Source organism: Lacinutrix chionoecetis, assembly GCF_053604665.1.
This window is the reverse complement of record NZ_JBSHNQ010000002.1, coordinates 1-281: the sequence shown is the minus strand read 5'-3', so window position 1 is coordinate 281 and position 281 is coordinate 1. Positions and strand designations below refer to the sequence as shown.

Here is a 281-nt window from a genome sequence, read left to right as displayed (position 1 = left end):
GTAGAAGAATGTGATGACGATAACGATGGCTTTGCCCTGTTCGATTTAGACGCGCAAACCGCTATTATTATCAATGGCGAACCAGACATTAGCATCCTCTATTACGAAACACAGGACGATGCCATGACCATGACCAATCCGTTAGCAAGCCCATACGCTAACATTGTAGCAAATATGCAAACCATATATGTGGTTGCTACTAACGATGTTACCGGTTGCTTTACTATAGTAGAATTACCATTATCGGTTATCCCATCACCAGTAGTACCTTTAGACATCGA

Annotated in this window: 1 protein-coding gene; it reads left to right on the top strand. The window is 42.0% G+C overall.

What is annotated here, in order from left to right:
* A partial coding sequence (locus tag ACVC43_RS00010; protein ID WP_452222521.1) for a hypothetical protein occupies positions 1-281 on the top strand: 281 nt, incomplete at both ends.